Source organism: Burkholderia sp. AU30280 (assembly GCF_020420125.1).
GTDB lineage: Bacteria > Pseudomonadota > Gammaproteobacteria > Burkholderiales > Burkholderiaceae > Burkholderia.
This window is the reverse complement of sequence record NZ_JAIZRY010000003.1, coordinates 592354-617479: the sequence shown is the minus strand read 5'-3', so window position 1 is coordinate 617479 and position 25126 is coordinate 592354. Positions and strand designations below refer to the sequence as shown.

Annotated in this window: 20 protein-coding genes; 10 read left to right on the top strand and 10 right to left on the bottom strand. The window is 67.8% G+C overall.

The annotated features are described in order from the left end of the window. Positions 1–27: 27 nt before the first annotated feature. Together LGN17_RS10175 and LGN17_RS10170 are read right to left on the bottom strand one after the other, a co-directional pair. Entirely contained in the window at positions 28–2256 is a 2229-nt protein-coding gene (locus LGN17_RS10175) for a penicillin-binding protein 1A (protein ID WP_226196412.1), read from the bottom strand. Positions 2257–2353: 97 nt separating this feature from the next. Continuing rightward, entirely contained in the window at positions 2354–3886 is a 1533-nt protein-coding gene (locus LGN17_RS10170; protein ID WP_226196411.1) for a PLP-dependent aminotransferase family protein, read from the bottom strand. Positions 3887–4009: 123 nt separating this feature from the next. On the opposite strand from LGN17_RS10170, the gene LGN17_RS10165 reads away from it, so the two are divergent. Continuing rightward, positions 4010–4648, top strand: a complete 639-nt coding sequence (locus LGN17_RS10165) for an FMN-binding negative transcriptional regulator (RefSeq protein ID WP_226196410.1) — start codon at positions 4010–4012, stop codon at positions 4646–4648. Between the two features lie 55 nt (positions 4649–4703). On the opposite strand, the gene LGN17_RS10160 is transcribed toward LGN17_RS10165, so the two are convergent. Then, on the bottom strand, positions 4704–5285 hold the full coding sequence (locus LGN17_RS10160; RefSeq protein ID WP_226196408.1) for a thioredoxin family protein: 582 nt from the start codon (positions 5283–5285) through the stop codon (positions 4704–4706). Positions 5286–5519: 234 nt separating this feature from the next. Between LGN17_RS10160 and LGN17_RS10155 the strand changes: the two genes are divergently transcribed. Both LGN17_RS10155 and LGN17_RS10150 read left to right on the top strand, forming a co-directional pair. After that, positions 5520–6260 carry a response regulator gene (locus tag LGN17_RS10155; RefSeq protein ID WP_226196405.1) on the top strand — a complete coding sequence of 247 codons (741 nt, stop codon included), beginning with the start codon at positions 5520–5522 and terminating at the stop codon, positions 6258–6260. After that, on the top strand, positions 6257–7579 hold the full coding sequence (locus LGN17_RS10150) for an ATP-binding protein (RefSeq protein WP_175971568.1): 1323 nt from the start codon (positions 6257–6259) through the stop codon (positions 7577–7579). The genes LGN17_RS10155 and LGN17_RS10150 overlap by 4 nt, the downstream gene beginning before the upstream one ends. Before the next feature lie 96 nt (positions 7580–7675). Here the strand turns inward: LGN17_RS10150 and LGN17_RS10145 are convergent, their stop codons facing one another. The 4 genes from LGN17_RS10145 to LGN17_RS10130 all read right to left on the bottom strand — a co-directional run bounded on the left by LGN17_RS10145 (position 7676) and on the right by LGN17_RS10130 (position 10367). Then, the gene (locus tag LGN17_RS10145) at positions 7676–8287 is read right to left on the bottom strand and encodes an alpha/beta fold hydrolase (RefSeq protein ID WP_226196402.1); all 612 of its coding nucleotides are present in this window, start codon (positions 8285–8287) and stop codon (positions 7676–7678) included. Positions 8288–8340: 53 nt separating this feature from the next. Then, positions 8341–9075 carry a metallophosphoesterase family protein gene (locus LGN17_RS10140; protein ID WP_226196400.1) on the bottom strand — a complete coding sequence of 245 codons (735 nt, stop codon included), beginning with the start codon at positions 9073–9075 and terminating at the stop codon, positions 8341–8343. A 110-nt stretch (positions 9076–9185) separates the two neighbouring features. Next, positions 9186–9722 (bottom strand): GNAT family N-acetyltransferase, encoded by a 537-nt coding sequence (locus tag LGN17_RS10135; RefSeq protein ID WP_226196397.1) that lies wholly within the window; start codon positions 9720–9722, stop codon positions 9186–9188. 12 nt (positions 9723–9734) lie between these two features. After that, the gene (locus LGN17_RS10130; protein WP_226196394.1) at positions 9735–10367 is read right to left on the bottom strand and encodes a LysE family translocator; all 633 of its coding nucleotides are present in this window, start codon (positions 10365–10367) and stop codon (positions 9735–9737) included. Positions 10368–10672: 305 nt separating this feature from the next. On the opposite strand from LGN17_RS10130, the gene LGN17_RS10125 reads away from it, so the two are divergent. From LGN17_RS10125 to LGN17_RS10115, 3 genes are all read left to right on the top strand, one after another. Then, on the top strand, positions 10673–11866 hold the full coding sequence (locus LGN17_RS10125) for a porin (protein ID WP_226196392.1): 1194 nt from the start codon (positions 10673–10675) through the stop codon (positions 11864–11866). A 611-nt stretch (positions 11867–12477) separates the two neighbouring features. Beyond that, the gene (locus LGN17_RS10120) at positions 12478–14400 is read left to right on the top strand and encodes an SMP-30/gluconolactonase/LRE family protein (RefSeq protein WP_226196390.1); all 1923 of its coding nucleotides are present in this window, start codon (positions 12478–12480) and stop codon (positions 14398–14400) included. Between the two features lie 466 nt (positions 14401–14866). Further along, positions 14867–15742, top strand: coding sequence for a LysR family transcriptional regulator (locus LGN17_RS10115; RefSeq protein ID WP_226196469.1), 876 nt, complete (start codon positions 14867–14869; stop codon positions 15740–15742). Positions 15743–15775: 33 nt separating this feature from the next. On the opposite strand, the gene LGN17_RS10110 is transcribed toward LGN17_RS10115, so the two are convergent. Beyond that, positions 15776–16978, bottom strand: a complete 1203-nt coding sequence (locus LGN17_RS10110; RefSeq protein WP_226196388.1) for a multidrug effflux MFS transporter — start codon at positions 16976–16978, stop codon at positions 15776–15778. A 488-nt stretch (positions 16979–17466) separates the two neighbouring features. After that, positions 17467–19641 carry a TonB-dependent siderophore receptor gene (locus LGN17_RS10105; protein ID WP_226196386.1) on the bottom strand — a complete coding sequence of 725 codons (2175 nt, stop codon included), beginning with the start codon at positions 19639–19641 and terminating at the stop codon, positions 17467–17469. Positions 19642–20042: 401 nt separating this feature from the next. Here LGN17_RS10105 and LGN17_RS10100 point away from each other — a divergent pair, with 401 nt between their 5' ends. After that, entirely contained in the window at positions 20043–20489 is a 447-nt protein-coding gene (locus LGN17_RS10100) for a hypothetical protein (RefSeq protein ID WP_226196384.1), read from the top strand. 60 nt (positions 20490–20549) lie between these two features. Here the strand turns inward: LGN17_RS10100 and LGN17_RS10095 are convergent, their stop codons facing one another. Further along, a complete protein-coding gene (locus tag LGN17_RS10095) occupies positions 20550–21296 on the bottom strand; it encodes a TetR/AcrR family transcriptional regulator (protein WP_226196382.1) in 747 nt (248 codons plus the stop codon). Between the two features lie 170 nt (positions 21297–21466). Here LGN17_RS10095 and LGN17_RS10090 point away from each other — a divergent pair, with 170 nt between their 5' ends. The 3 genes from LGN17_RS10090 to LGN17_RS10080 are packed head-to-tail and all read left to right on the top strand — an operon-like array spanning position 21467 to position 25092. Next, entirely contained in the window at positions 21467–22648 is a 1182-nt protein-coding gene (locus LGN17_RS10090) for an isovaleryl-CoA dehydrogenase (protein WP_021163017.1), read from the top strand. 31 nt (positions 22649–22679) lie between these two features. Further along, positions 22680–24287: a carboxyl transferase domain-containing protein gene (locus LGN17_RS10085; protein WP_226196380.1), complete on the top strand. Its 1608-nt coding sequence runs from the start codon at positions 22680–22682 to the stop codon at positions 24285–24287. A 19-nt stretch (positions 24288–24306) separates the two neighbouring features. Next, positions 24307–25092 (top strand): enoyl-CoA hydratase/isomerase family protein, encoded by a 786-nt coding sequence (locus tag LGN17_RS10080; RefSeq protein WP_226196378.1) that lies wholly within the window; start codon positions 24307–24309, stop codon positions 25090–25092. Positions 25093–25126: the final 34 nt, after the last annotated feature.

Sequence of the window (25126 nt, the reverse complement as noted above, 5' to 3'; positions counted from 1 at the left end):
TGCCGGCGTGGGCCGCCGGCATCCTGATCAGCGGAACAACCTCAGCCAGTCGAACAGGCCCGGGTGCGGCGTGCGTCGCCGTGGCGCCGGCGCGCTGCGCGGCCGGAAGTCAGGCGAAAACTGCGCGTGCGGATCGATCGCCCTCGCGCGCAGCGCCGCATCGTAGAACGTGCCGACGATCGGCAGTGCGCTGTGTGCGCCTGCGCCCCAGTAGTCGCTGCGCAGCGTCACGCTGCTGTCGTCGAAGCCGACCCATGCGCCGGCCACGAGCTGCGGATGCATCAGGATGAACCAGCCGTCCGCGTTGTCCTGCGTCGTGCCCGTCTTGCCGGCGACGTCGACACGGATTCCGTAGCGCGAACGGATGTCGGCGCCGGTGCCGTGATCGACGACGTCGCGCATCACGTCGACCAGCGTCCGTGCCGCAGGCTCGGGCAATGCACGTTCGGGCGGCGCGCTGTCGAAGGCGGCGAGCACCTTGCCGTCGCGATCCTCGATGCGCGTGATCATCTGCGGTGCGACGTACACGCCGCGGTTCGCGATCGTGCCGTACGCGGACACCATCTCCTTCAGCGTGACGGGGCTCGTACCGAGTGCGAGCGACGGTACCGCGTCGAGCGGGCTCTCGCGCACGCCCATTGCGCGCGCGAGCTGCGCCACCTTCGCGGCGCCTTCGTGCTGCATCACCTGCGCGGTGATACGGTTGCGCGACAGCGCGAGCGCATCGCGCAGCGTCATCGGCTCGTCGGTGGGCGGCTCGGCATCGGTCGGGCGCCAGACCGCACTACCGTCGATCGGAATCGCGACGGGGCGGTCGACGAACGTATCGCCCGGCCGCATGCCGTCCGCGAATGCGGCGCCATAGACGAACGGCTTGAACGTCGAGCCGGGCTGGCGCCGCGCCTGCGAGACGTGATCGAACGGCTCGCTGCCGAAATCGGGACTGCCGACCCACGCGCGGATCGCGCCGTTGCGCGGATCGATCGCGACGAAGCCGGCCTGCACCTGCGTCTTGCGCTCGCACAGCGTGCGCATGAATTCCCGATTGGCGCCGAGCTGCTTCAGCGCCGCGACGTCGGTCAGCCCCGTGTCGCGTGCCTGCCGGTAGTCGGGTGTCTCGCGGAGGAATCCGCGGAACAGGTCGTTGCGCAGCCCGCAGCCTGACGGGCCGCGCCACGCGCTGTCGGCGATCGCCTGCAGCCGTTCGGTCTGCCGTGTCAGCGCCTGCGTCGCCATGTCCTGCAGTCGTGCGTCGAGCGTCGTGCGCACGACGAGTCCGTCGGAGTACAGATCATAGTTGTTGCGATCGGCCCACGCGATCAGCCATTTGCGCAACTGCACCGCGAAGTGCGGGGCGAGGCCGGGCTGCCCCGACTGCGGCTCGAAGTCGACGCGCAGCGGCTGGCGCTGCAGTTTTGCGAGCTGCTGCGGCGTCAGCATGCGCATCTGCGCCATCCGGTCGAGCACGATGTTGCGCCGCTGTACCGCGCGTTCCGGATTCAGCACCGGGTTGTAGTAGCTGTTGCCTTTCAGCATCCCGACGAGCGTCGCGCTTTCGACGATATCGAGCTGGTCGGCCGACTTGCCGAAATAGGTGCGCGCCGCCATTTCGACGCCGTACGCGTTGTACAGGAACGGCACGGTGTTCAGGTAGGTCTCGAGAATCTCGTCCTTGCTGTACACCGACTCGATCTTGAACGCGGTGATCAGCTCCTTCACCTTGCGCGTGAGCGTCGGCGCGCGGCCGACTTCATCCGGATACAGGTTGCGCGCGAGCTGCTGCGTGATCGTCGAGCCGCCCTGGCGGTCGCCGGAGAACGTATGCAGCCCGGCCGCGATCGTGCGCCGCACGTCGATGCCGTGATGTGCGTAGAAGCGGTGGTCCTCGGTCGCGATCAGCGCGTCGACCATATGCGGCGAGATCTGCTTGAGCGGTACCCATTCGCGGTTGACGGGCCGGAATTCGGCGATCAGCTGGCCGTCGGCGGACAGCACGCGCGCGGGGCGGTCGATGCGCGCCTTGCGGATGTCGCCGATGCTCGGCGTGAACGGGACGAATGCGAGCAGCACCAGCAGGCCCAGCACCGGGATCGCGGCGAGCGTCAGCGCGACGCCGCGGCGCGTCGGATGACGCAGGCCATGCAGCACATCGGCGCCCAGCGCGCGGATGCGCGCGCGGCAGGCAGCGGCGAACGGTGCGACGCGGGCGCGGCAACGGCGCCACGCGTCTCGAAGAAGCGGCACGAAGCGATTCAAGTCGGCAGGAGCGCGGAGGGAAGAGGCGCGATCCTAGCAAACGGCACCCGTGCGACGCCGGCCAAAACGGCCGTTTGCTTGCAGGATTTACAGACGATTACGTTTGTTGCCTGCCGACAACCTTTTGCGGCACGCGCGGCCGCGATTCCGCTGACGAAACCACATCCGCGAGCCGCTGCGCGGCCGCCTCCATCTGCGCGCGGCCGAACCCGCCGAAGCCCAGCACGAGCCCCGGGCGGGCCGTGCCCGGCGCGAACATCGGCGATACCGCGCGCACCGCGACGCCGGCTTGCGCGGCGCGCTCGACCACGTCGAGATCGTCGATCCCTTCCGCGAGCCACAGCACGACGTGCATCCCCTGGTCGCCCGGCTGCACCCACGCGCGTTCGCGCGGCAGCCGCGCCCCGAGCGTGTCGATCAGCAGCGCGCGCTGTTCCGCATACACGCCGCGCACGCGGCGGATGTGGCGGTCGAGATGGCCTTCCGCGATGAACGCGGCCAGCACGTGCTGGTCGGCGGTCGGCACATGACGATCCATCAGTACGCGGGCGCCGCAGAATGCGGGCACGAGATCGTCGGGCGCGATCACGTAGCCGAGCCGAAGCGACGGAAACAGGATCTTGCTGAACGTGCCGAGGTAGATCACGCGATCGGGGGCGAGCCCCTGCAGCGACGGGAATGGATGGCCTTCGTAGCGCAGCTCGCTGTCGTAATCGTCCTCGACCACCCATGCGTGCCGTGCGCGCGCCCACGCGAGCAGTGCATTGCGCCGCGCCATGCTGAGCGGCATGCCGAGCGGATACTGATGCGACGGCGTGACGAATGCGACCCGCGCGTGTGGCGCGAGACGGATACCGGCCTCGACGTCGATACCGTCGGCGTCGACCGGCACCCGCACCATCGCGTCGCGCCGCCCGGTGCTGTCGAGCAGCGCGGTGATGCCGCGATAGGCCGGATTCTCGACCCATGCCTGATCGCCCGCGCCGAGCAGCACCTGGCTTGCGAGATGCAGCCCCTGCTGCGTGCCGTTCGTGATCACGACCTGGTTCGCATCGCAGCGCACCGAGCGCGAGCGGCGCACGTAGTCGGCGATCGCTTCGCGCAGCGGCAGCGCGCCTTGCGGATCGGCATAGCCGGATGGTGCGCCGGGGCCGCGCGCGCGCAGCCGGTTGCCGAGCCGGCGCCAGATGTCGTCGGGTGCGGTGAGCCCGATCGGCACCGAGATCGCGAACGGCATGGCCGGCAGCGGACGGAATTCGCCGGCGATCCGCGCGAACGTGGCGGCAGGCTCGGGCAGGCCGGCGCGCGCCGGGGGGCGGCGCCGGGCGGGCAGTTCGGGGGTGTTGACGGGCGGCTCCGCTAGCGCGTGCGCGACCCGCGTGCCCGCGCCGCCGCGCGATTCGAGAAAGCCTTCGGCGATGAGCTGCGCATACGCATCGACGACGGTGCCGCGCGCCACCTGCAGCGACGCGGCGAGCAGCCGTGTGGACGGCAGCGTGTCGCCGGGCCGGACGTCGCCGCGCCGCACGGCTTCGCGCAGCGCCTGCGCGAGCTGGCGGCTCAGGTCGCCGGCCGCACGATCGAGCGTGCCGAGTGACGGGATGTCGACGTTCCGGGCCGTTCTTGCCATGATTCTGGTCTGCTGAAATTGTTTCAAACCGGCTCTACAGCATAAACCAGTTTGGAGCCACAATCGGCGCATGACGGGCCAGCGCCTGATCCATTCCAACCCCCGCATGACCGTGGAGCCGACATGTACGTCCCCGCCGAATTCAACGAACCCAACCCCGTCGCGCTGCGAGAGCTGATCGTGCAGCATCCGTTCGGCAGCCTGATCACGCACGGCAAGAGCGGGCTCGACGCGATCCACATCCCGTTCGAGCTGCTGCCGGGCGACGGCGGGCCGGACGAGCTGCATGCGCACGTCGCGCGCGCGAATCCGGTCTGGCAGGACGTCGCGAACGGCGACGAGGTGCTCGTGATCTTCCGCGCGGGCGACGCATACATCTCGCCGACCTGGTATCCGAGCAAGCATGTGGCGCACCGGCAGGTGCCGACGTGGAACTACGTGGTCGTGCATGCGCACGGCCGCATCACGGTGCGCGACGACGAGACGTTCGTGCGCGGCGTGGTCGCCCGGCTGACGCGCACGCACGAGGCGTCGCAGCCGGCGCCGTGGAAGATGGGCGACGCGCCGAAGGATTATCTCGACGCGATGCTGCAGTCGATCGTCGGACTGCAGATCGAGATCACGCGGCTCGTCGGCAAGCGCAAGCTCGGGCAGAACAAGGAGGAGGCCGATATTCGCGGCGCGGGCGACGCGCTGGTCGCGAACGGCAACCTCGCGATCGGCGAAGCGATGATCGAGGCGGCCGACGCGAAGCGCGGGTGAACGCTCGCGACAGGCAGGCGCGAGCGGGCAAGTGCCACGCCCGCGCGCCGGCCCGTCATTGCGTGCGCGTCGTGCCCTTCGCGCCTTCACCGGCCTGCGCGAGCGCACCGCGGATCGCAGCCTCGGTCTTGTCGTAGCCGCCTTCGCCATAGCGCGTATAGATCACCTTCCCGTTCGCGTCGATCAGGTACAGCGCGGGCCAGTACTGGTTGCCGTACGCGCGCCACGTGTCGTAGCGGTTGTCCTGCGCGACCGGATACCGGATCCCGAAGCGCTTGATCGCATCGGCGACGTTGCCCGCGTCGCGCTCGAACGGAAACTCGGGCGTATGCACGCCGACCACGACGAGCCCCTGGTCGCGATACTTCCGGTCCCACTCCTTCACGTACGGAATCGTATGAATGCAGTTGATGCACGAGTACGTCCAGAAATCGACGAGCACGACCTTGCCGCGCAGCTGGCCGAGCGTCAGCGGCGTGCTGTTGTGCCAGCGGTCGATGCCGGTGAAATCGGGGGCCGCCGTACCGGCCTGCGCGGCCGGCATGTCGGCGTTGTCGCGGGTGCCCGCGAAGGCGGCGAGCCCGGCCGAGGCGGCAAGGGCGATGACGAGGGTGGCGATCTTGAGTCGGGGCAGCATGGCGTTCTCCTGAGCGGGAAGCCGCCGCTCGGGGGCGGTGGCCGGGACGGGTTTCGACAGGCCCCATTAGGCGGCGCCGACGTATCTGCGATGTGTCCGGCGGGCCACGCGTGTGCAATGTTGTGTGTCGTCACGGCGGCGCGATACATTGGGATACAAACGCATGCCCGCCGTGCGGTATAAAAGGGGACATCGCCAGCCCCAATCCCTCGACACCGACATCGACAACGACTCATGGACAAGATCGACCACGTGCTGATCGTCGACGACGATCGCGCGATCCGCGAACTGCTCGCGGATTATCTGGAGAAGAACGGCATGCGCGTGTCGCTGGCCGCGAACGGCCGTGAGATGCGCAGCGTTCTGGACGACGGTGCCCCCGACCTGATCGTGCTCGACCTGATGCTGCCCGGCGAGGACGGCCTCACCCTGTGCCGCGACCTGCGCGCGGGCAAGTTCCGCACGGTGCCGGTGCTGATGCTGACCGCACGCGGCGAGGAAACCGACCGCATCATCGGCCTCGAGATGGGCGCCGACGACTACCTGGCCAAGCCGTTCGCGGTGCGCGAGCTGCTTGCGCGGATCCGCTCGGTGCTGCGGCGCGCGCGCATGCTGCCGCCCGGCATGCAGGTGACGGAAACAGCGGAGATGCTCGCGTTCGGCGAATGGCGGCTCGATACGACCGGGCGCCACCTGCTCGATGCGGAAGGCACGTTGGTCGCGCTGAGCGGCGCCGAATACCGGCTGTTGCGCGTGTTCCTCGACAACCCGCAGCGCGTGCTGACGCGCGACCAGTTGCTCAATCTCACGCAGGGGCGGCAGTCCGACCCGTTCGACCGGTCGATCGACCTGCTCGTGAGCCGGCTGCGCCAGCGCCTGCGCGACGGTGCGCGCGAACCGCGCTACATCAAGACGCTGCGCAACGAGGGCTATGTGTTCTCGTCGGCCGTGACTGCCGTCGACGGTACGCCATGAGCGCGCGCATGCCGTGGCACTGGCCGCGCTCGCTGTTCGCGCGGCTCGCGCTGATCCTGTGCGTGGGCCTCGCGCTCGCGCAGACGCTGTCGTTCTGGCTCACCGTGACCGAGCGCGACCAGGCGACCACCAACCTGATGATGGGCTACATCGAGCGCGAGGTCGCGAGCTCGGTCGCGCTGCTCGACCACCTGCCGCCGGCCGAGCGCGCCGCGTGGCTGCCGCGCCTCGCGCGGCGCAGCTATGCGTTCATCCTCGGGCCCGGCGATACGGGCACGCCGCCGGAGGCGCGGCTGTCGGCGCGCGTCGAGCGGTCGATTTCCGACGGCATCGGCGGCGACTACCCGCTGACCGCGAACGCGATCCCCGGCGACCGCGAACATCTGCAGGTGCATCTGCGGCTGACCGACGGGTCGCCGCTGACGATCGACATTCGTCCGATGTCGACGGTGCCGCTGTCGGGCTGGCTGCCGGTCGTGCTCGTATTGCAGCTCGCGGTGCTGGCCGCGTGCTGCTGGCTCGCGGTGCGGCTCGCGACGCGGCCGCTCAAGCAACTCGCGCAGGCCGCCGACGCACTGGGCCCCGACCTGAAGGGCGAGCGGCTGAACGAGGGCGGGCCGTCGGAAGTCGCGCGCGCCGCCCGGGCGTTCAACGCGATGCAGGATCGCATCGCGCAGTACATGGCCGAGCGCATGCAGATCCTCGCGTCGATCTCGCACGACCTGCAGACGCCGATCACGCGGATGCGCTTGCGTGTCGACATGATGGACGACGACACGCAGGGCGCGAAACTGCGCCAGGACCTGCTCGAGATGGAGCACCTGGTGAAGGAGGGCGTGGCGTACGCGCGGACGCTGCACGGCACCGAGGAGGCCGCGCGCCGCATCGATCTCGACGCGCTGCTCGACAGCATCGTGTGCGACTACACGGATGCGGGGCAGGACGTCGCGCTGCACAGCCGCGCGCCGCTCGCGCTCGTCACGCGGCCGAAGGCGCTGCGCCGTATCGTCGGCAACCTCGTCGACAACGCGCTGAAATTCGCGGGCGCGGCCGAGATCGACGTGCAGGCCGGGCCGGACGGCGGCGCGGTGATCGCCGTGCTCGACCGCGGGCCCGGCATTCCGGACGATCAGCTCGACGCGGTGTTCGAGCCGTTCCGGCGCGTGGAGACGTCGCGCAACCGCGAGACGGGCGGCACGGGGCTCGGCCTCGCGATCGCGCGGCAACTCGCGCTCGCGATGGGCGGCACGCTCACGCTGAACAACCGGACGGACGGCGGCGGGCTCGAGGCGCGGCTCACGCTGAGGAATGCGGGGTGACGGGAGGCGGCGCGTGAGCGGCTTGGTTTCAGGTTTGTGCCGAACTCGAAGCCTGATCCGAAACCGAAGCTGGCGTTGAAGCAGCAGCGCGCGGCGTCACACGCGCTGCAGATGCGCATCGACGAGCGGTGCGAGCGTAGCCGCATGCACGGCCGCGAGATCGTGCCGGCCGCCGGGCACGACATGCAGCTGCGCATCGGGCAACCGTTCGAGCAGGCGCCGGCCGGCCGCGACGGGGCTGATCGGATCGTCGTCGCCCCACAGCAGCAGCGTCGGCTGCGCGATGCGGCCGATGTCCCGCGACAGGTCGGCATGGAGCGTCAGGAACCAGTCGGGATGCTGCGGGTTGGCTTGCGCGAAACCGGTGCGCCAGTCCTGCGCGCCGAGCCCGGCCATGTCGAGTCCGCCGGACGTGACCGTCAGCACGAGGTGCGTGATCAGTTCGGGCTTGTCGAGCGCCGCGCGCATCGCGATCACGCCACCCATCGATTGGGCAATCACGGCGGTCGGCCGGTCGATCGTTTCCAGAACATGACGCACGAGGCTGTCGAAATCGTCGACGGCCGGATCGCGCGGTGTGTCGCCGAAACCCGGATAGCCGACGATCCGGCGCTCGGCCGGATGCGTCAGCAGGCCGGCGAGCGGCTGCCAGAAGGCGGTGCTGCCCGATGCGCCGGGCAGGAAGAGCAGTTGCGACGGAACGGGCATGGCGGTGCGGTTTTCCGGTGAATGAAGTGAAGCGGGAGGGTGAGCCGGGCGCATCAGCACCGGCCGGTGCGCAACGCGACGGTCCAGTCGTCGCGCCCGCGCGATGCCGCGGTGACCGCGGCCGTGTGCCAGTCGTATTCGACCGCATGGAACTCGACGTTCCAGCCGGCGGCCGTGCGCGACACCATCGCGTAGCGCGCATGCGGCGAGCCGGTCTCGATGCGGTGCGGATGCGGCAGGTCGTCGGTGTATGCCTGCAGCCCGACGCTGCCCGGGTTGACGATCAGCCGGCCGTCGTCGAGCTTCGCCGTCCTCGGAATGTGCGTGTGGCCGCACAGGATCAGCGACGCCGGTTCGTCGCCCGCGCGCTGCGCGATTTCATCGGGCGTGGCTGCACGGCAGCCATCGGGGGTGACCGTTTCGAGGAAATAGACGAGGTCGCTGTCGGGCGTGCCGTGCACCATCAGCACGTCGTCGCCGAGCGTCATGCGTTCGGGCAGCGCGGCGACCCAGTCGAGATGATCGGCGCGCAGCGTGTCGTGCGCCCAGCGATCCGACAGCCGCATCGACTCGCGATCGCCGGTGAGCAGTTGCCGTTCGTGATTGCCCTTGATGGTCGGCAGGTCGAGCGCGATCAGGCGGTCGGCCGTTTCGGCCGGATGGAGCGCGCCGGACAGGATGTCGCCGAGGTTGACGATCACGTCGGCGCCGCGGCGGCGGACGTCGTCGAGCACCGCGTCGAGTGCGGCGAGGTTGCCGTGGATGTCGGACAGCGCGGCGATTTTCATGGCGGATCGTCGGAGATGGGAACGGCGATTGTCGCCAATTCGGCGCAGGCCGTCCAATGGCGTGCGCATGCGAAGCGATGGGTGTTTGGCGTGAAACCGCGGGTTGCGCGTCAGTCGGTCGCGAGGCGCGCGTACATCGCGAAATCGCCCGGCGTGCCCCGCACCATCCTGTATGCGCGCAACAGCCCTTCGTAGCGGTAGCCGCACTTCTGCAGCACGCGAGCGGAGCCTTCGTTGCGGGTCAGCACCACGGCCTGCATGCGCATGAAGCCGCCCTCGGCGAATGCCCACTCTGTGACGGCCGTACACAGCGCGCTCGCGATCCCGCGCCCCCAGTGCGACGGCGCGAGATCGTAAGCGATTTCCGCCGAGCGGTTCGCGGTCGATACGGTATGCAGGCCGATCGTCCCGGCGAGCACACCCGATGCGTCGTCGATCACGGCGAGACGGCGGATCGAGTCGGGGTCCGTCGATTCGATGGCGTCGAACAGCGGCAGCAGGTCGTCGGGCGAGCACAGGTTCCAGCTCGTGTGGCGGAAGACGTCGGGGTTCGACAGGTACGCGTACCACGCGTCGAGGTCGGCGCGTTCGAGCTGGCGGAGCGACAGGCCCGGAAAGCCGGAGCGGGGCGGCGTAGCGATTTTCATCGGAATCCGCCCCTACGACGCATGACGCCGGGTCAGCGCCAGCGACCCTGCGAGCGCAAGCAGCGTCGCGCCGCAGGTGCGTTCGAGCCACAGCGCCCCCGCGCGCTTCAGCAGCCGCACCGCACGCGCGCCGAGCAGCGCGGTGCCGAACATCACGACACCGTCGAGCAGCGCGAACGTGACCGCGAGCGCGACGTATTGCGGCGCGAGCGGCGCGGACGGATCCAGGAACTGCGGCAGGAAGGCGGAGAAGAACAGATAGCCCTTCGAGTGCGTCACCGCCGTGAGGAAACGCTTCGCGAAGATCGACGCGTTGCGCCCGGATGCCGCGCCACCGTGCGCGGCGGCGACGTCGAGCGAACCCTTCGACATCAGCAGCCGGATGCCCACATACGCGAGGTACGCGGCGCCGAGCCACTTCACCACCGGGAACCAGAACGCCGACGCCATCGGCAGCGCGCCGAGGCCGAGCGCGACCGCGACGATCAGCACGAAGTCGGACAGCATCGCGCCCGCGAAGCCGCAGGCCGCGCGGCGCACGCCGTGGCGCGAGCCGTTGGTCAGCGCGAGCAGCACGGTCGGGCCGGGTGTCGCGATACCGACGAACGCGACGGCGGCGAAGATCAGCAGGGTCGTTTCATGCATGAAGGCACTCCCGATCGATGGCGGGCGTTCGATTATCGGCTGCGCCCGCCGGGGCTGTACAGGTGCGCCGCGCCGCGCACAAGGCTGCCCCCTCGACTATCTCGATTTTGGCAAGAAACTGTTTTCATCATTGCGCTTTCGATCGAAACCGGTTCCATCTACCATGGCGGCCGCAGTGGGCATGCCCGCCGCGTCGTCGCGCGCGGACGCCGCCGGCCTCGCACCGCCGGCGGATCTTGCCGCCCGCGCGCTACTCGCAACTGACAGCCAGAACAACGGGTTCAACGCCCGGAGACACGACAATCATGAACAAGCAACTGATCGCAGCCCCGCTGCTGCTCTCGCTCGCGGGCATCGCCGCCGCGCAAAGCTCCGTCACGCTGTACGGCATCGTCGATGCGGGCGTGACCTATCGCAGCAACGAACGGGTCGGCTCCGCGGGTGTGTACACCGGCCATTCGAACGTCGGGCTCACGACCGGCAACCTGTCCGGCAGCCGCTGGGGCATCAAGGGTTCCGAGGATCTCGGCGGCGGGATGCGCGCGCTGTTCGTCCTCGAGAACGGCTTCGACATCACGAACGGCACGTCGGGGCAGGGTGGCCGCCAGTTCGGCCGCCAGGCGTTCGTCGGTCTCGGCAGCGACCGCTACGGTACGGTCACGCTCGGCCGCCAGTACACGTCGCTCGACGATTTCGTGAGCCCGGTCGGCCCGTCGTCGTACATCGGCGGCTTCGGCGCGCACCCGGGCGACATCGACGACCTCGACCAGACCGCGCGTGTCGACAGCTCGATCAAGTACACGAGCGCCAACTACTCGGGCTTCACGTTCGGCGCGCTGTACGGCTTTGGGAGCCAGCCGGGCAGCATGAAGCAGCGCAACACATGGAGCGTCGGCGCGGCATACGCGGCGGGCCCGCTGCGCGTCGGCGTCGGTTACGAGCGGTCGGACAACAGCAAGACGGGGGCGACCGACCCGACGGCCGGCAAGTGGCAGAGCACCGATGACGGGCTGTTCAACTCGTCGATCAACGAAGGCTATGCGAGCGCGCAATCGCAGCAGATCATCGCGACCGGCGCGACCTACGATTTCGGCCCGGCCGTCGTCGGCGTGAACTACAGCAACGTGCAGTACCGCAGCGGCGGCCAGTCGCTGTTCACGGGCCACGCGACGTTCAACGTCGCGGGCGTGTTCACGCGCTGGAACGTGCGGCCGCAGACGCAGCTGTTCGCGGGCTACAGCTACACGCGCGGCAGCGATGTCGACGGTGTGGACGATCGCGCGCAGTATCACAACGTCACGCTCGGCGCCGTCTACGACCTGTCGAAGCGCACCAGCGTGTACCTGCTCGGCGCGTACCAGCATGCGTCGGGCATGACGCTCGACGCGCTGGGCCGGCCGGTGGCCGCGACGGCGTCGGTGTCCGACAAGGCGAACGGCCACTCGTCCGATTCGCGCTCGCAGGCCATTGTCAGCCTCGGCCTGCGCCAGAAGTTCTGACGCATCACCATCGTTGCAGGCGCAACGTTGCCAGCAGCCGATGCCGGCGACGTTGCACGCATGCTCCTATCCTGTCGCCTCCTTTCCTGGAGGAGACGACACGGTCCGAACGCATTCCGCGAGTTGCCGGTGCGGAGCCGTCACCGTGACGCTGCGCGGCGGGCAGGCGGCGCGCGGTTCGGTTTTTATCCGCCGTATCCCGCTTTCTTTTCCCTTCCTTCCTTCCTTCCGCCGCATCCCGCTGCGCTGAATCGCGACAACGCGATTGCGCCGGATATTATTTTTTCTCTTTCATTTAAATTTCGATTTGTAATCATTTGACTGATTTCCGGAGAATGAAAAAGGCAATGCGGGCGTTTCAGAAAAAATGACGTATTCGCATTGAGCGATCCGGAAGAAAATGCCGGGGAAAGGCGCCGATGCCGCGCGGCCGGAAGGCCGTTGCGGCGCGGTGTCCGGGTTTGGCCATCGTTGCCGGAAAAACCCCGGACGGCAAAAAGAACGGAGTGAAATAATTCGGGATGAAGGCGAATGCGCTTTAGCTGGAATCATCAATATTTCATGCGCTGCAATTTACAGTATCGATAATTAAACGTTCGGGAGCATTATTCATGTCAATGAAACAAATTCGGGCGGCGTTGCTGGGAATGTGCATGGCAATGCTGGCGCCGGCGAGTCACGCGCAGGTGCAATACTCGACCGACTGGCTCGCGAACACGTACGGTACGCTGGCCCAGCACGTCGGCAATGCGGCGCGCTCGATGTGGGTCGCGCCCGAGGGCGTGATCTACACGGCGTCGCGCTGGGACGAGAATGCGGGCGGCGTCGCGCTCTACCAGAACGGCCAGCCGATGGGCACGATCGGTATCCACGACGAATTCCAGGGCGGCGCGATCACCGGCAACGCGACGTCGATCTTCGTCGCGCTCGGCTACAACCGCACCTTCGGCAGTGGTTCGGTTGGCCGCTACGATCGCGGCACGAACAAGCGCGACCTGCGCATCCCGGTCAGCACATGGACGGGCCTCCCGAACCCGGACGTGATCACCGGCCTCGCGACGGCCGGCAACCTGCTGTACGCGAGCGATTTCTACGGCAACCGCGTGCGCGTCTATACGACCGACGGTGTGTGGCAGCGCGACATCGGCGTGACCGGGCCCGGCGCGCTGGCGCTCGATGCGGCGGGCAACCTGTGGGTCGCGCGCATGAGCGCGGGCGCGGTCGTGCAGTACAGCGCGACCGGCACGCTGATGAACACGATCCAGATGGCGGCCGGCGCGCGGCCGTCGGCGTTGTATTTCGATGCGTCGACGGGGCAGTTGCTGGTGGGCGACCAGGGCCCGGACATGAACATCAAGATCTACAGCCTTGCCGGGTTGCCGCAGCAGATCGGCACGTTCGGCGTGCAGGGCGGCTATCTCGACACGACCTCGGGCATCAAGGGGCAGGTCGGCGACAAGCGCTTCACGCGCGTGGTCGGCATCGGCAAGGATTCGGGCGGCAACCTGTACGTGCTCAACAATGCGTGGGGCGGCGGCTGGGATCTCGGGCGCAACGGCAGCACCGACCTTCATTCATACAGCCCGACGGGCGCGCTGCAATGGAAGCTGCAGGCGCTGAACTTCGAGGCGATTGCCGCGCCCGACCCGGCCACCGACGGCGCGTACTTCTACAGCGGCAACAACGTCTATACGGGCTCGGCGGGCGGCACGTTCGTCGCGAACACGGTCGATCCGTTCACCTATCCGAAGGACCCGCGCCTCGACATGAACGACTACCAGCGCGGCCAGCACTTCGGCCAGCTCGTGACGGTCGGCGGCAACCGGATTCTCGTCGCGTCGGGCCAGAACCCCGGCAACTTCAACTTCTATTACTTCACGCCGGCGACCGGCTATATCGCCAATCCGGCCGGCTCGCTGCCGGGCAAGCCGTTCAACACGACGCTGCAGGTCACGGCCGGTTTCGACATCGACGGCAACGGCGACGTGTGGGCCGGGCTGAACGGCTCCAACGCGATTGCGCATTACCCGATGACGGGCTTCGACGCGACCGGCAAGCCGTCATGGGGCAAGGCCACCACCGCGGCCGTGCCAAGCACCGTGGCGCCGACCACGCGCATCGTCTACCAGTCGGACAGCGACACGATGATCCTCGCGCAGGGCCTCGCAAACAATTGGGACTGGACCGCGATGAACGGACACATCGAGGTCTATCACGGCTGGAAGAGCGGCAACACGACCGCGCCGAACCCGGTGATCAACCTCACCAGCGCGAACCCGAAATCGATCGCGGCGGCCGGCCACTACCTGTTCGTCGGCTACGTGCACACCGTGCCGAACGTCGACGTGTTCGATCTCAACACCGGCGCGCTCGTCACGACGCTGACCAACTCGAACACGTCGGCGATGGACGTCGGCAACGACGTCGACTCGATGTACGGGATCCGCGCGTACCTGCGCTCGACCGGCGAATACGTGATCACGAAGGACAACTACAACGGCACGAGCATGATCGTGTACCGCTGGCATCCGTGAACGCGCGGCGGCGAGCAGCGCGGTGCTCGCCGCGAGACCGAGTGTCTTGAGCGCGCCTCGGCGCGCGTGCCGGTCGGACGTGGCGTATCTCCCGGAATCGTTTTGGCGGGGGTGTGTCGCGTTGCCGTGCGGTGATGCGGCGTCGCGAATGCGTCGTCAGTCTGGCGGCGCGCGCTCGATACGGAAAACCGCGATGTCGGAGGGGAGGTATTCGAGGCGCTGTTGACTGGACGGCAGGGTGCGGGCGGCGCGATCGATGCAACGATCATCGGGGCGAATGTTGCATCCGACCTTCTTCGGAGCGCCGGGTCGTCGGGGCATCCAGCGGGCAGCTCCGGTTTCGGCGGGCGAATTGACCAGGGTATTGATATGGATAACTGATCATGTGGCGCAGGGCGTCGAGGGGCGGCTTGTATAATTGCCCTCGACGAATGCACACATGCTTTACCGAGAGAGAACGTTATCCATGAACTGGGACGATGCCCGCGTTTTTCTGGCAGTTCATCGCACCGGGACGCTGCGCGAAGCCGCGGCCGTGCTCGATGTCGATCAGGCCACCGTGGGGCGACGCCTGACGGCCCTCGAGAAGGCGCTGGGCGCGAAGCTGTTCCTCAAGACGTCGTCCGGCTATGTCGTGACGCAGGCGGGCGAGCATTCGCTGCAGGCCGCGGAAGCGATGGAGCAAGCGGCGAGTGACTTCGAGCGCCGTGTCCACGGCTCGGACGACCGGCTCGAAGGCGAGGTCCGGGTGACGACGACCGATTCCCTTGCGATGGATTTCGTCGTGCCCGCGATACGGTCGTTGCGACGGAAATGCCCCGCGATACACGTGGTCCTGACGACGTCGGTGCAGGTGCTCAACCTGACCCGGCGCGATGCGGACCTCGCAATTCGAACCGTGATGCCGGAAAACCCCGATCTCGTCCGCCGGAAACTGGCCGAGTGGGAGGTCGGGCTGTTCGCGAGCCGCGAGTATCTGGATGCACATGGCGCGCCCGCGATCGGGTCCGCTTTCGAAGGGTACGACCTGGTCGTCTACCAACCCGCCATCACGTCGAACCAGGGCGACACGCTCTGCGGCGAATCGATGGAACGCGGGCGCATCGTTGCGCAAGTGAGTTCGAGCCTGATGCTGGCGACGGCGATCCGGTCGGGCATCGGCATCGGCGAACTGCCGGTGTATATGGCGCAAGAGGATGATTCGCTCGTGCGAATCTGGCCCGACAGGTCGCGAGCCGTGCCGTATCAGGTCTGGCTCGTGTCGCATACGGACCTGAACCGGACGGCGCGCGTTCGGGCCGTCACCGCCGAGATCGCTGCTGCGTTCGACCGTTATCGATAGCGGCCGGGATCCTGCCGGTGCGGGGCCGGGTACTCAACGGGGCTGGGTCTCGCGCATCGAGCGCGGGCGTCGCGCGGCATACCAGCGAGGCGCGATCGCAACCGCCGCGACGATCGCGAAGAACGGGATGGCCGTCGCCAGCACGTGGCTGCCGGTACCGAGCAGGCTGCTGGACACGGTGGCCGCGAGCGACGCGCTGCCGATCTGGAAGAAGCCGACGAGCCCGGACGCGGTGGCCGCGCGCCCGTGCTCGCTCGCGATGGCGCGCGACACGGCGAGCGACAGCGACGATCCGTTCGACAGACTGACGAGGAACATCGGCAAGACGACTGCGATGAGGCTCTTGACGTGCGACGACTCGCACAGGGCGAACGCGAGGCCGCCGGCCACGAAGCAGCCGATGCCGGCCGCGACGATCGCGTCGTAAGACATCCGGTCGAGCATGCGGCGCGAGAGCAGGTTGGCGGAAACGATGCCGGCGGTCAGCGGTAGATAGAGCCAGCCGCTTTGCTGTTCCGACAGGCCGAGGCCGGCGAAGATGAACGGCGACTGCGTCAGGTAGACGAACCACGCGCAATAGATCGCGCAGACGACGAGCGTGTAACGGATGAATGCGCGGTCCCCGAGCACGTCGGCGAAGCCGGCCAGCGGCGCGGCGCGATGTTGCCCCGGCGTGACGGCCGGCCGCGTTTCCTTCAGAAGACGCCGGACGAGCACGAGCGCGACCCCGCCAAACGCGGCGACGAAAATGAAATTGCTGCGCCACCCGAACCACGCGGCCAGATATCCGCCGATCGCGGGGGCGATCGCCGGAGACAGCGACACGAGCGGATACACGATGCTGTAGACCTTCGCGGATGCGTGCTTGTCGCACGTGTCGGCGATGATCGCGCGACCGATGACGAGGCCGGACGCCGCGCCGAGCGCTTCGACGACGCGCCATCCGAGAAAGCTCGCGAAGTCGCCTGCGCTTGCGCAGCCGAGCGAGCCCAGGATGTACACGAGGATGCCGACCGTCAGCACCGGCTTGCGTCCCCATCGATCGGAGAGGGGGCCGTAGCACAGTTGCGCACAGGCGAGCGCGATCAGGTAGGCCGATACCGTCTGCGGCATCTGCCATGCAGCGATCGAAAACGCATGGGCCATCGACGGCATCGCGGGCAGGTAGACGTCGGACGCGATCAGGCCAAAGGCGCTCAACATGGAGACGACGAGGATGAGTGAGAAGTTGGACATGTTCGCTGGGTGATTGTGGCGGAGCGCGTGAACGGATGGAGAGGGCGACGCGCTTTGGACAGCCTTGGGAAAAGGCCGGGCCGATCATACGGCGTGCGATGCGGTTCGGGTGCGGGCGGAATTGCATCGCTCGGATGCATTTTTGCGGGCGCCGAAGCGGGTGCCGGGGAGGTGTGGAGGACGGCGTCGGGTGCCGTGCAGGACGCCGGTCAAGCAGATTCCGGCGCGGGTGTTGGCGGCGAGCAACGACGCGTTTCGCTGCGGCGCCGGGTTCGCCGGATGGTCGGGCGGTGTTTCGTCGTCGCGTTGTTGTTCGACGCAACGCGTGTGCGTTTGCCGCGATCGAGCGATCGTGAAGTGGCCGGGACGCTGCGCTTAGGAGAGGGGAGCGGTGGAGCGTGGAGCGCGGCCACTGATGCGGGTTTGCGCATGGGCTGCCGCTTGCCGGCAAGCCCACGCACGCATCAGCGCATCAGAACATCAGGGCGTCAGAACGACACCGTCGTCGTCAGCGTGACGAGCCGTGGCTCGCCGACCGCGACGATCAGGTTGTTGTTGCTCGACGGGTAGTAGGTCTTGTCGAGCAGGTTCTTCACGTTGAGCTGGAAGCGCGTCGGGAACTTGCCGATCGTCGTTTCGTAGGCGGCGAATGCGTCGACGGTCACGTAGCCGGGCAGCGTGAAGCTGTTCGCGGTGTCGCCCGGGCGTGCACCGACGAGACGTGCGCCGCCGCCGAAGCGCCAGCGGCCGGGCAGGTTCGCGATCGCCGTGTCGTACACCGCGAAGAGGCTGCCCGTGTGGCGCGCGACGTTGACGAGCGGTGTGTTGCTGTCGCGATCGTTCGCATTCGTATAAGCGTAGCTGCCGATCACGCTCAGATGGCGCGTGATCTGCCCCGCGACGTCGAGCTCGATCCCGCGCGAGCGCGCGGTGCCGATCGTCGACGTCAGATCGTTGACCGTGACCGCGACGTTGCGCTTGTCGATCTGGTAGACCGCGAGCGTGCCGGTGATCGCCGGCTTCAGGCTGAACTTCAGCCCGGCCTCGAGCACGCGGCCGTATTCCGGCGCGAGCGGTGCCGCGACGTTCGTGGCGACGTTCGGCTTGAACGAGCGGCTCACGTTCGCGTAGGCGGTCAGCGCCGGCGTGAGCGCATACGCGAGCCCGAACTGCGGGAGCCATACGTTGCCGCGCGAGCGGTCGGCGAACACGAACGGTCGGCCCATCCCCGATTCCTGCTGCCAGTTTTCCCAGCGTAGTCCGCCCACCGCGGTGAGCCGGTCGGTGAGCTTCACCGAGTCCTGCACGACCAGCGAATACGCGTGCACCACCGAGCGCGAATCGCTTTGCTTCGGGTTGGGCGTGCCGCCCGGCGTGAGCAGGTCGTACACGGGATCGTAAAGGTTGAAGCCCTTGGTCGCCTTGCCGCGGATCGTGTCGCCGCGGAAGCTGCGCTGGCGCTCGTATTCGCCGCCGAAGTAGATCGCGTGGTTCATCCCGGCGAGCGTCACGTTGCCGAGCAGGCCGAGCGTCGCGATCTGGTCGGAATCGTTGCGCCCGAGATTCGCATCGGACGAGCGCGCAAGTGCGCCGGTCGTGCCGTTGAACGCGGTGGCGCGGGTAATGTATTGAGCGTAGCGGTCGCGGCCCCAGCCGTAGGTCGCGCGCACGCGCCACGCGTCGGAGAAGCGGTGCTCGATGCGCGCGCGCAGCGTTTCCTGGATGCCGGTGCTTTGCGACCACGCTTCCTCGTAGCGGCGATAGCGCAGCGCGTCGTCGAGCTGGCCGTTCACGAGCACGGTGCCGCGATCGAACGGCGTCGTGTAGTCGACATACTGGTAGCTGACGTCGACCGACGTGTTCGCGTCGTGCCACGACAGCGCGGGCGCGATCAGTGCATCGCGCTGGCGGCCGAAGCTGCGCCAGTAGCGGCTCGTGTCGTATTGGCCGGTCAGCCGGAACGCGAGCGTGCCGCCCGCGACCTGCCCCGGCTTGCCGAGCGGGCCCGTGAGGTCGAACGTCGCGCTGCTGCCGCCATGGCTCGTGCGCGAGGCCGAGACCGAGCCGCCGAACGTGTCTTCCGGCTTGCGCGTGACGAGGTTGATCACGCCGCCCGGATCCTGCATCCCGTAGAGCAGCGATGCCGGGCCCTTCAGCACTTCGACGCGGTCGATCGTCGCAAGATAGCTGTGCAGCACCGGCGTGCGCACGCCGTCGACGAGCACGGAGCCGTCGTTGTTCGACCCGAAGCCGCGCTTGATGAACGCGTCGCGCGTGCCGCCGAGCGTGTTGGTCTGGGTGATGCCGCTGATGTTGCCGAGCACGTCGTCGAGCGAGCGCGCCTGCTGGTCCTGCATCACGCTGCTGCTGACCACCGCGACCGATTGCGGAATCTCCTTGATCGAACGGTTGTCGCCGCCCGCGATGCTCGTGGTGCGCGGCTGATAGCCGACCGTTGGATCGGCGGTTGCCGATGCGCTGACGCTGATGGCCGGGAGTGCGCGCGCGGCCGGCGTCGAGGGCGTGGAAGCGGAGGCCGAGGCGGCGGGTTCGGCGGCGGACGCATGCGTGCCGCTCGCGACGCACAGGGTGATCAGGGCAGGCAGGCTCGTGCGCCACGGACGCAGGGTCCGGGCGCGGTGGGGCGTTCGTCGGGGTGGCATGAATCGATGCAGGATGGAGTGCTAAGGATCGTGGCGCGGGCCGCGGCGTTCCACCGCGACCAGGGGGTGAATAGTATATGTAATGAGAATCATTTGCAATTGTAATGAAATGATCGGCGGCACGCGGGCCCTGGTTGCCGGGCCGTTGGCCGTCTGCTACCGTAGCGACCAAAATCAGACGCAGTGAAATTCAATGAGAGAGCCGGGGGCCGCACCATGTCATCTTCCAGTCACGTCGCGTTCAGCGCGACGCTGCGCACCGCACATGACCATGCGGGTGGTGAAGTGATCGCAGCCGTGTTCCGCCATTCGAACGACTAAAGCAACGGAAGCGCATTCGTCCGGCGCAAGCGCCGGGCTTCAATCCATTCAACCACCACGCTAGACGGGAGAGACCACCCATGAAGAAGATTTCCGCGCCGTTCGCGGCGGCTGCGCTGGCGGCGTGCACGCTGCTGGCGGGCGTTCACCAGACCGCCAGCGCCGCGTCGGACACCGACCCCGCGATCGACGCGCGTTACGGCGCCGTCATCGAGGCCTATACGCAGGACATGGCCGCCGCGAAGACGAAGTACGACGGCAAGCGCCTGGTGTTCGTCGGCGCCGTGATCCGGATGGGCAGCGACCCGGGCGGCACCTATTTCGGCGCGCTGACGGCCGACGGCGAGCAGTTCGACACGCATTTCGACGTGGCCGACCAGGATGCGCTGAAGCCGAAATTCCCCGGCGGCGAGATCAAGCCGTTCGTCACGTCGGCCGCGTTCCGCTTCAGCTGCGTGAACGAAGGCTATATCGACGCGCCCGTCCTGCCGGGACTGAAGCTGGCGCACTGCCGCCTCGCCAACTGATCGAACTGACCGGCGCGCCGCGGCCATCGTGCCGCGGTGCCGCCATCCGGCCGCCGCGCGTCACCCGCGCGTGCTGTCGCCTTCCAGCCGCCGCACGGCTTCCGCCACGTCGTTCCTGAAGCGCACCAGCGCCGCCTGTTCCGGCGCCGGCGGCTGCACGGCGGCCCACAGCATGTCGACGAGCTGCGTGGCCGTCGTTTCCGTATCGAGCTTGCGGTGCCCGAGGATCGCATCCCACAGCACGTGCTCGATCGGCCCGAACACCATCGAACGCAGCAGGCTCAGCGGCAGGTCGGTGCGCACCTGCCCGGCTGCCTGGCCGCGCGCGAGCACGTCCATCAGCGGCGCGGTGTAGCGGCGCTGCAGCGCGGTGAGCTCGTCGCTCAGCGCATGCTGCTTCGCGCGGCCTTCCGACAGCACCAGCGCGCACAGGCCCGTGCCGTTCACCAGCATCAGCCGCAGGTGGGTGCGCACGATGAACGCGAACTGCTGCTGCACCGACGCGTCCTGCGGCATCCCGTGCTCGAACGCGGCAATGTTTTCGTCGTACCAATCCGCGATGACGCGCGCGCACAGCTCGCGCTTGCCGCGGAAATAGCTGAACACCGTCGCCTCCGAGACGCCCACGCGCTGCGCGATCTCGGCGGCCGTCGCATGCTCGTAACCTTTTTCGGCGAACACTTCCCGGCCGGCGCGCAGAATGTCCTGCACGCGTTGCTGGGATTTGCGCCCGGCGGGCGCGCGCGACGTGTCGGCGCGGTCGGCTTTGACGGTGGCGGTCATGGTGTCGGCGGTAGCGGCTGTCATCTCGGCATGATATCTGAGTGTCACTCAAAAAACTATTGACGCCCAACCCGGCGAGGCGCGAAACTGTGCAAAATTTACGCTGTATTGGTCAATGAATCTGAGCATTCATTCGATTTGAGCGAAACTCAGAAATCGGTGGGTGCCACACACTTTCTGGAGACGGAGGAGACATGATCAACCTGCCCGGTGTGCAATTCATGCTCGGTGAAGACATCGAGATGCTGCGCGACGCCGTCGCGACGTTCGCGGCGAAGGAAATCACGCCGCGCGCGGCGGAGGTCGACCGCACCGACCAGTTTCCGATGGATCTGTGGAAGAAGTTCGGCGATCTCGGCGTGCTCGGCATGACGGTGGCCGAGGAATACGGCGGCGCGAACATGGGCTACACCGCGCATATGGTCGCGATGGAAGAGATCTCGCGCGCATCGGCGTCGATCGGCCTGTCGTACGGCGCGCACTCGAACCTGTGCGTGAACCAGATCCACCGCAACGGCACCGAGGCGCAGAAACAGAAATACCTGCCGAAGCTCGTGTCGGGCGAACACATCGGCGCGCTCGCGATGAGCGAGCCGAACGCCGGCTCCGACGTCGTCAGCATGAAGCTGCGCGCCGACAAGCGCGGCGATCGCTACGTGCTGAACGGCACGAAGATGTGGATCACCAACGGCCCCGATTGCGACACGCTGGTGGTCTACGCGAAGACCGACCTCGAAGCCGGCCCGCGCGGCATCACCGCGTTCATCGTCGAGAAGGGGATGAAGGGCTTCTCGGTCGCGCAGAAGCTCGACAAGCTCGGCATGCGCGGCTCGCACACGGGCGAGCTGGTGTTCCAGGACGTCGAGGTGCCGGAGGAGAACATCCTCGGCCAGCTCAACGGCGGCGTGAAGGTGCTGATGAGCGGCCTCGACTACGAGCGCGCCGTGCTGTCGGGCGGCCCGACGGGCATCATGGCCGCGTGCCTCGACGCGGTGGTGCCGTATATCCACGACCGCAAGCAGTTCGGCCAGGCGATCGGCGAATTCCAGCTGATCCAGGGCAAGGTCGCCGACATGTACACCACGTTCCAGGCGTGCCGCGCGTACCTGTATGCGGTCGGCCGCCACCTCGATTCGGCGGGCAGCGACCACATCCGCCAGGTGCGCAAGGACTGCGCGGGCGTGATTCTCTACACGGCCGAGAAGGCGACCTGGATGGCCGGCGAGGCGATCCAGATCCTCGGCGGCAACGGCTACATCAACGAATACCCGGTCGGGCGCCTGTGGCGCGATGCAAAGCTGTACGAGATCGGCGCCGGCACGAGCGAGATCCGCCGGATGCTGATCGGCCGCGAGCTGTTCGCGGAAACGATGTAATGCCCCACGTCACGCGAACGGAGCCCCGTCGATGCCGATCATCGAATCGAAACTGAACCCGCGCTCGGAAGACTTCCGCGCGAATACCGCCGCGCTCGAGGCGGTCGTCGCCGACCTGCGCGCGAAGATCGAACAGCTCGCGCAGGGCGGCGGGCAAGCCGCGCGCGACAAGCACCTGTCGCGCGGCAAGCTGCTGCCGCGCGAGCGCATCGCCCAACTGCTCGATCCGGGCGCGCCGTTCCTCGAGTTCTCGCAGCTCGCGGCGAACGGCATGTACAACGACGACGCACCGGGCGCGGGCATCATCACCGGGATCGGCCGGATCGCCGGCCGCGAATGCGTGATCGTGTGCAACGACGCGACGGTCAAGGGCGGCACCTACTATCCGGTTACCGTGAAGAAGCACGTGCGCGCGCAGGAGATCGCCGCGGAGAACCGGCTGCCGTGCGTGTACCTCGTCGATTCGGGCGGCGCGAACCTGCCGAACCAGGACGACGTGTTTCCCGATCGCGACCACTTCGGTCGCATCTTCTTCAACCAGGCGACGATGTCCGCCGCGGGAATCGCGCAGATCGCCGTCGTGATGGGTTCGTGCACGGCGGGCGGCGCGTACGTGCCGGCGATGAGCGACGAGTCGATCATCGTGAAGGAGCAGGGCACGATTTTCCTCGGCGGCCCGCCGCTCGTGAAGGCCGCGACCGGCGAGGAAGTGAGCGCCGAGGATCTCGGCGGCGGCGACGTGCATACGCGGCTGTCGGGCGTGGCCGACCATCTCGCGCAGAACGACGCGCATGCGCTGTCGATCGCACGCACCATCGTCGATCACCTCGCACCGAAGATCGCGCCGCCGGTGGCGCTGCGCGAGCCGAAGCCGCCGCGCTACGACGCAAAGAGCCTGTACGGCGTGATCCCGGTCGATACGCGCAAGCCGTTCGACGTGCGCGAGGTGATCGCACGCATCGTCGACGATTCCGAGTTCGACGAATTCAAGGCGCGCTTCGGCACGACGCTCGTCACGGGCTTCGCGCACATCTGGGGCCACCCGGTCGGGATCGTCGCGAACAACGGCATCCTGTTCTCCGAGTCGGCCGTGAAGGGCGCGCATTTCATCGAGCTGTGCTGCCAGCGCAAGATTCCGCTCGTGTTCCTGCAGAACATCACGGGCTTCATGGTCGGGCGCAAGTACGAGAACGAAGGCATCGCGCGGCACGGCGCGAAGATGGTGACGGCCGTGTCGAATGCGAAGGTGCCGAAGTTCACGGTGATCATCGGCGGCTCGTTCGGCGCCGGCAACTACGGGATGTGCGGCCGCGCATTCGGCCCGCGCTTCCTGTGGATGTGGCCGAACGCGCGGATCTCGGTAATGGGCGGCGAGCAGGCCGCTTCGGTGCTCGCGACGGTGCGCCGCGACGGCATCGAGGCGAAGGGCGGTTCGTGGTCCGCCGAGGAAGAGGATGCGTTCAAGCAGCCGATCCGCGACCAGTACGAGCGCCAGGGCCATCCGTATTACGCGAGCGCGCGGCTGTGGGACGACGGCGTGATCGACCCCGCGCAGACGCGTGACGTGCTCGGGCTCGGCCTCGCCGCGTCGATGAACGCGCCGATCGACGAGACGCGCTTCGGCGTGTTCCGCATGTAACGGCCGGGAGGGCTGAACGATGCGATACGAAACGATCAAGGTCAGTGAAGCCGGTCGCGTGGCGACCGTCACGCTCGCGCGTCCCGACGTGCGCAACGCGTTCAACGAGACGACGATCGCCGAGCTCACCACCGCGTTCGAATGGCTCGACGCGCACGAAGGCGTGCGCGCGATCGTGCTCGCCGCGGAAGGGGCGGCGTTCTGCGCGGGTGCGGACCTGAACTGGATGAAGAAGATGGCCGGTTACTCGGACGACGAGAACCGTGCCGATGCGCGCAAGCTCGCGCGGATGCTCGAGGCGATCCATCGCTGCGGCAAGCCGGTGATCGCACGCGTGCATGGCGATGCATACGCGGGCGGCGTGGGCCTGGTGGCGGCGGCCGACATCGCGATTGCCGCCGACGGCGTGAAGTTCTGCCTGTCGGAAGCGCGACTCGGGCTGATTCCCGCGACGATCGCGCCGTACGTCATGCGTGCGATGGGCGAGCGCGCGGCGCGCCGCTACTTCACGACGGCCGAGGTGTTCGACAGCGCGCGTGCGGCGTCGCTCGGTTTCATTCACGACGCGGTGCCGGCCGATGCGCTCGACGAGACGGTCGCGAAGCTGGCCGCGACGCTCGTCGCGAACGGCCCCGACGCGGTGAAGGCGTGCAAGCGGCTCGTCGCCGACGTGGCGGGCCGCCCGCTCGACGCGACGCTGATCGAGCAGACCGCCGACTGGATCGCGCGCACCCGCGCCGGCGCGGAAGCGCGCGAAGGGATTGCGTCCTTCCTCGAAAAGCGCACGCCGTCGTGGCGTGAATGATTGCGTAGCGCGCGTGACCCACTCTATCCGGACG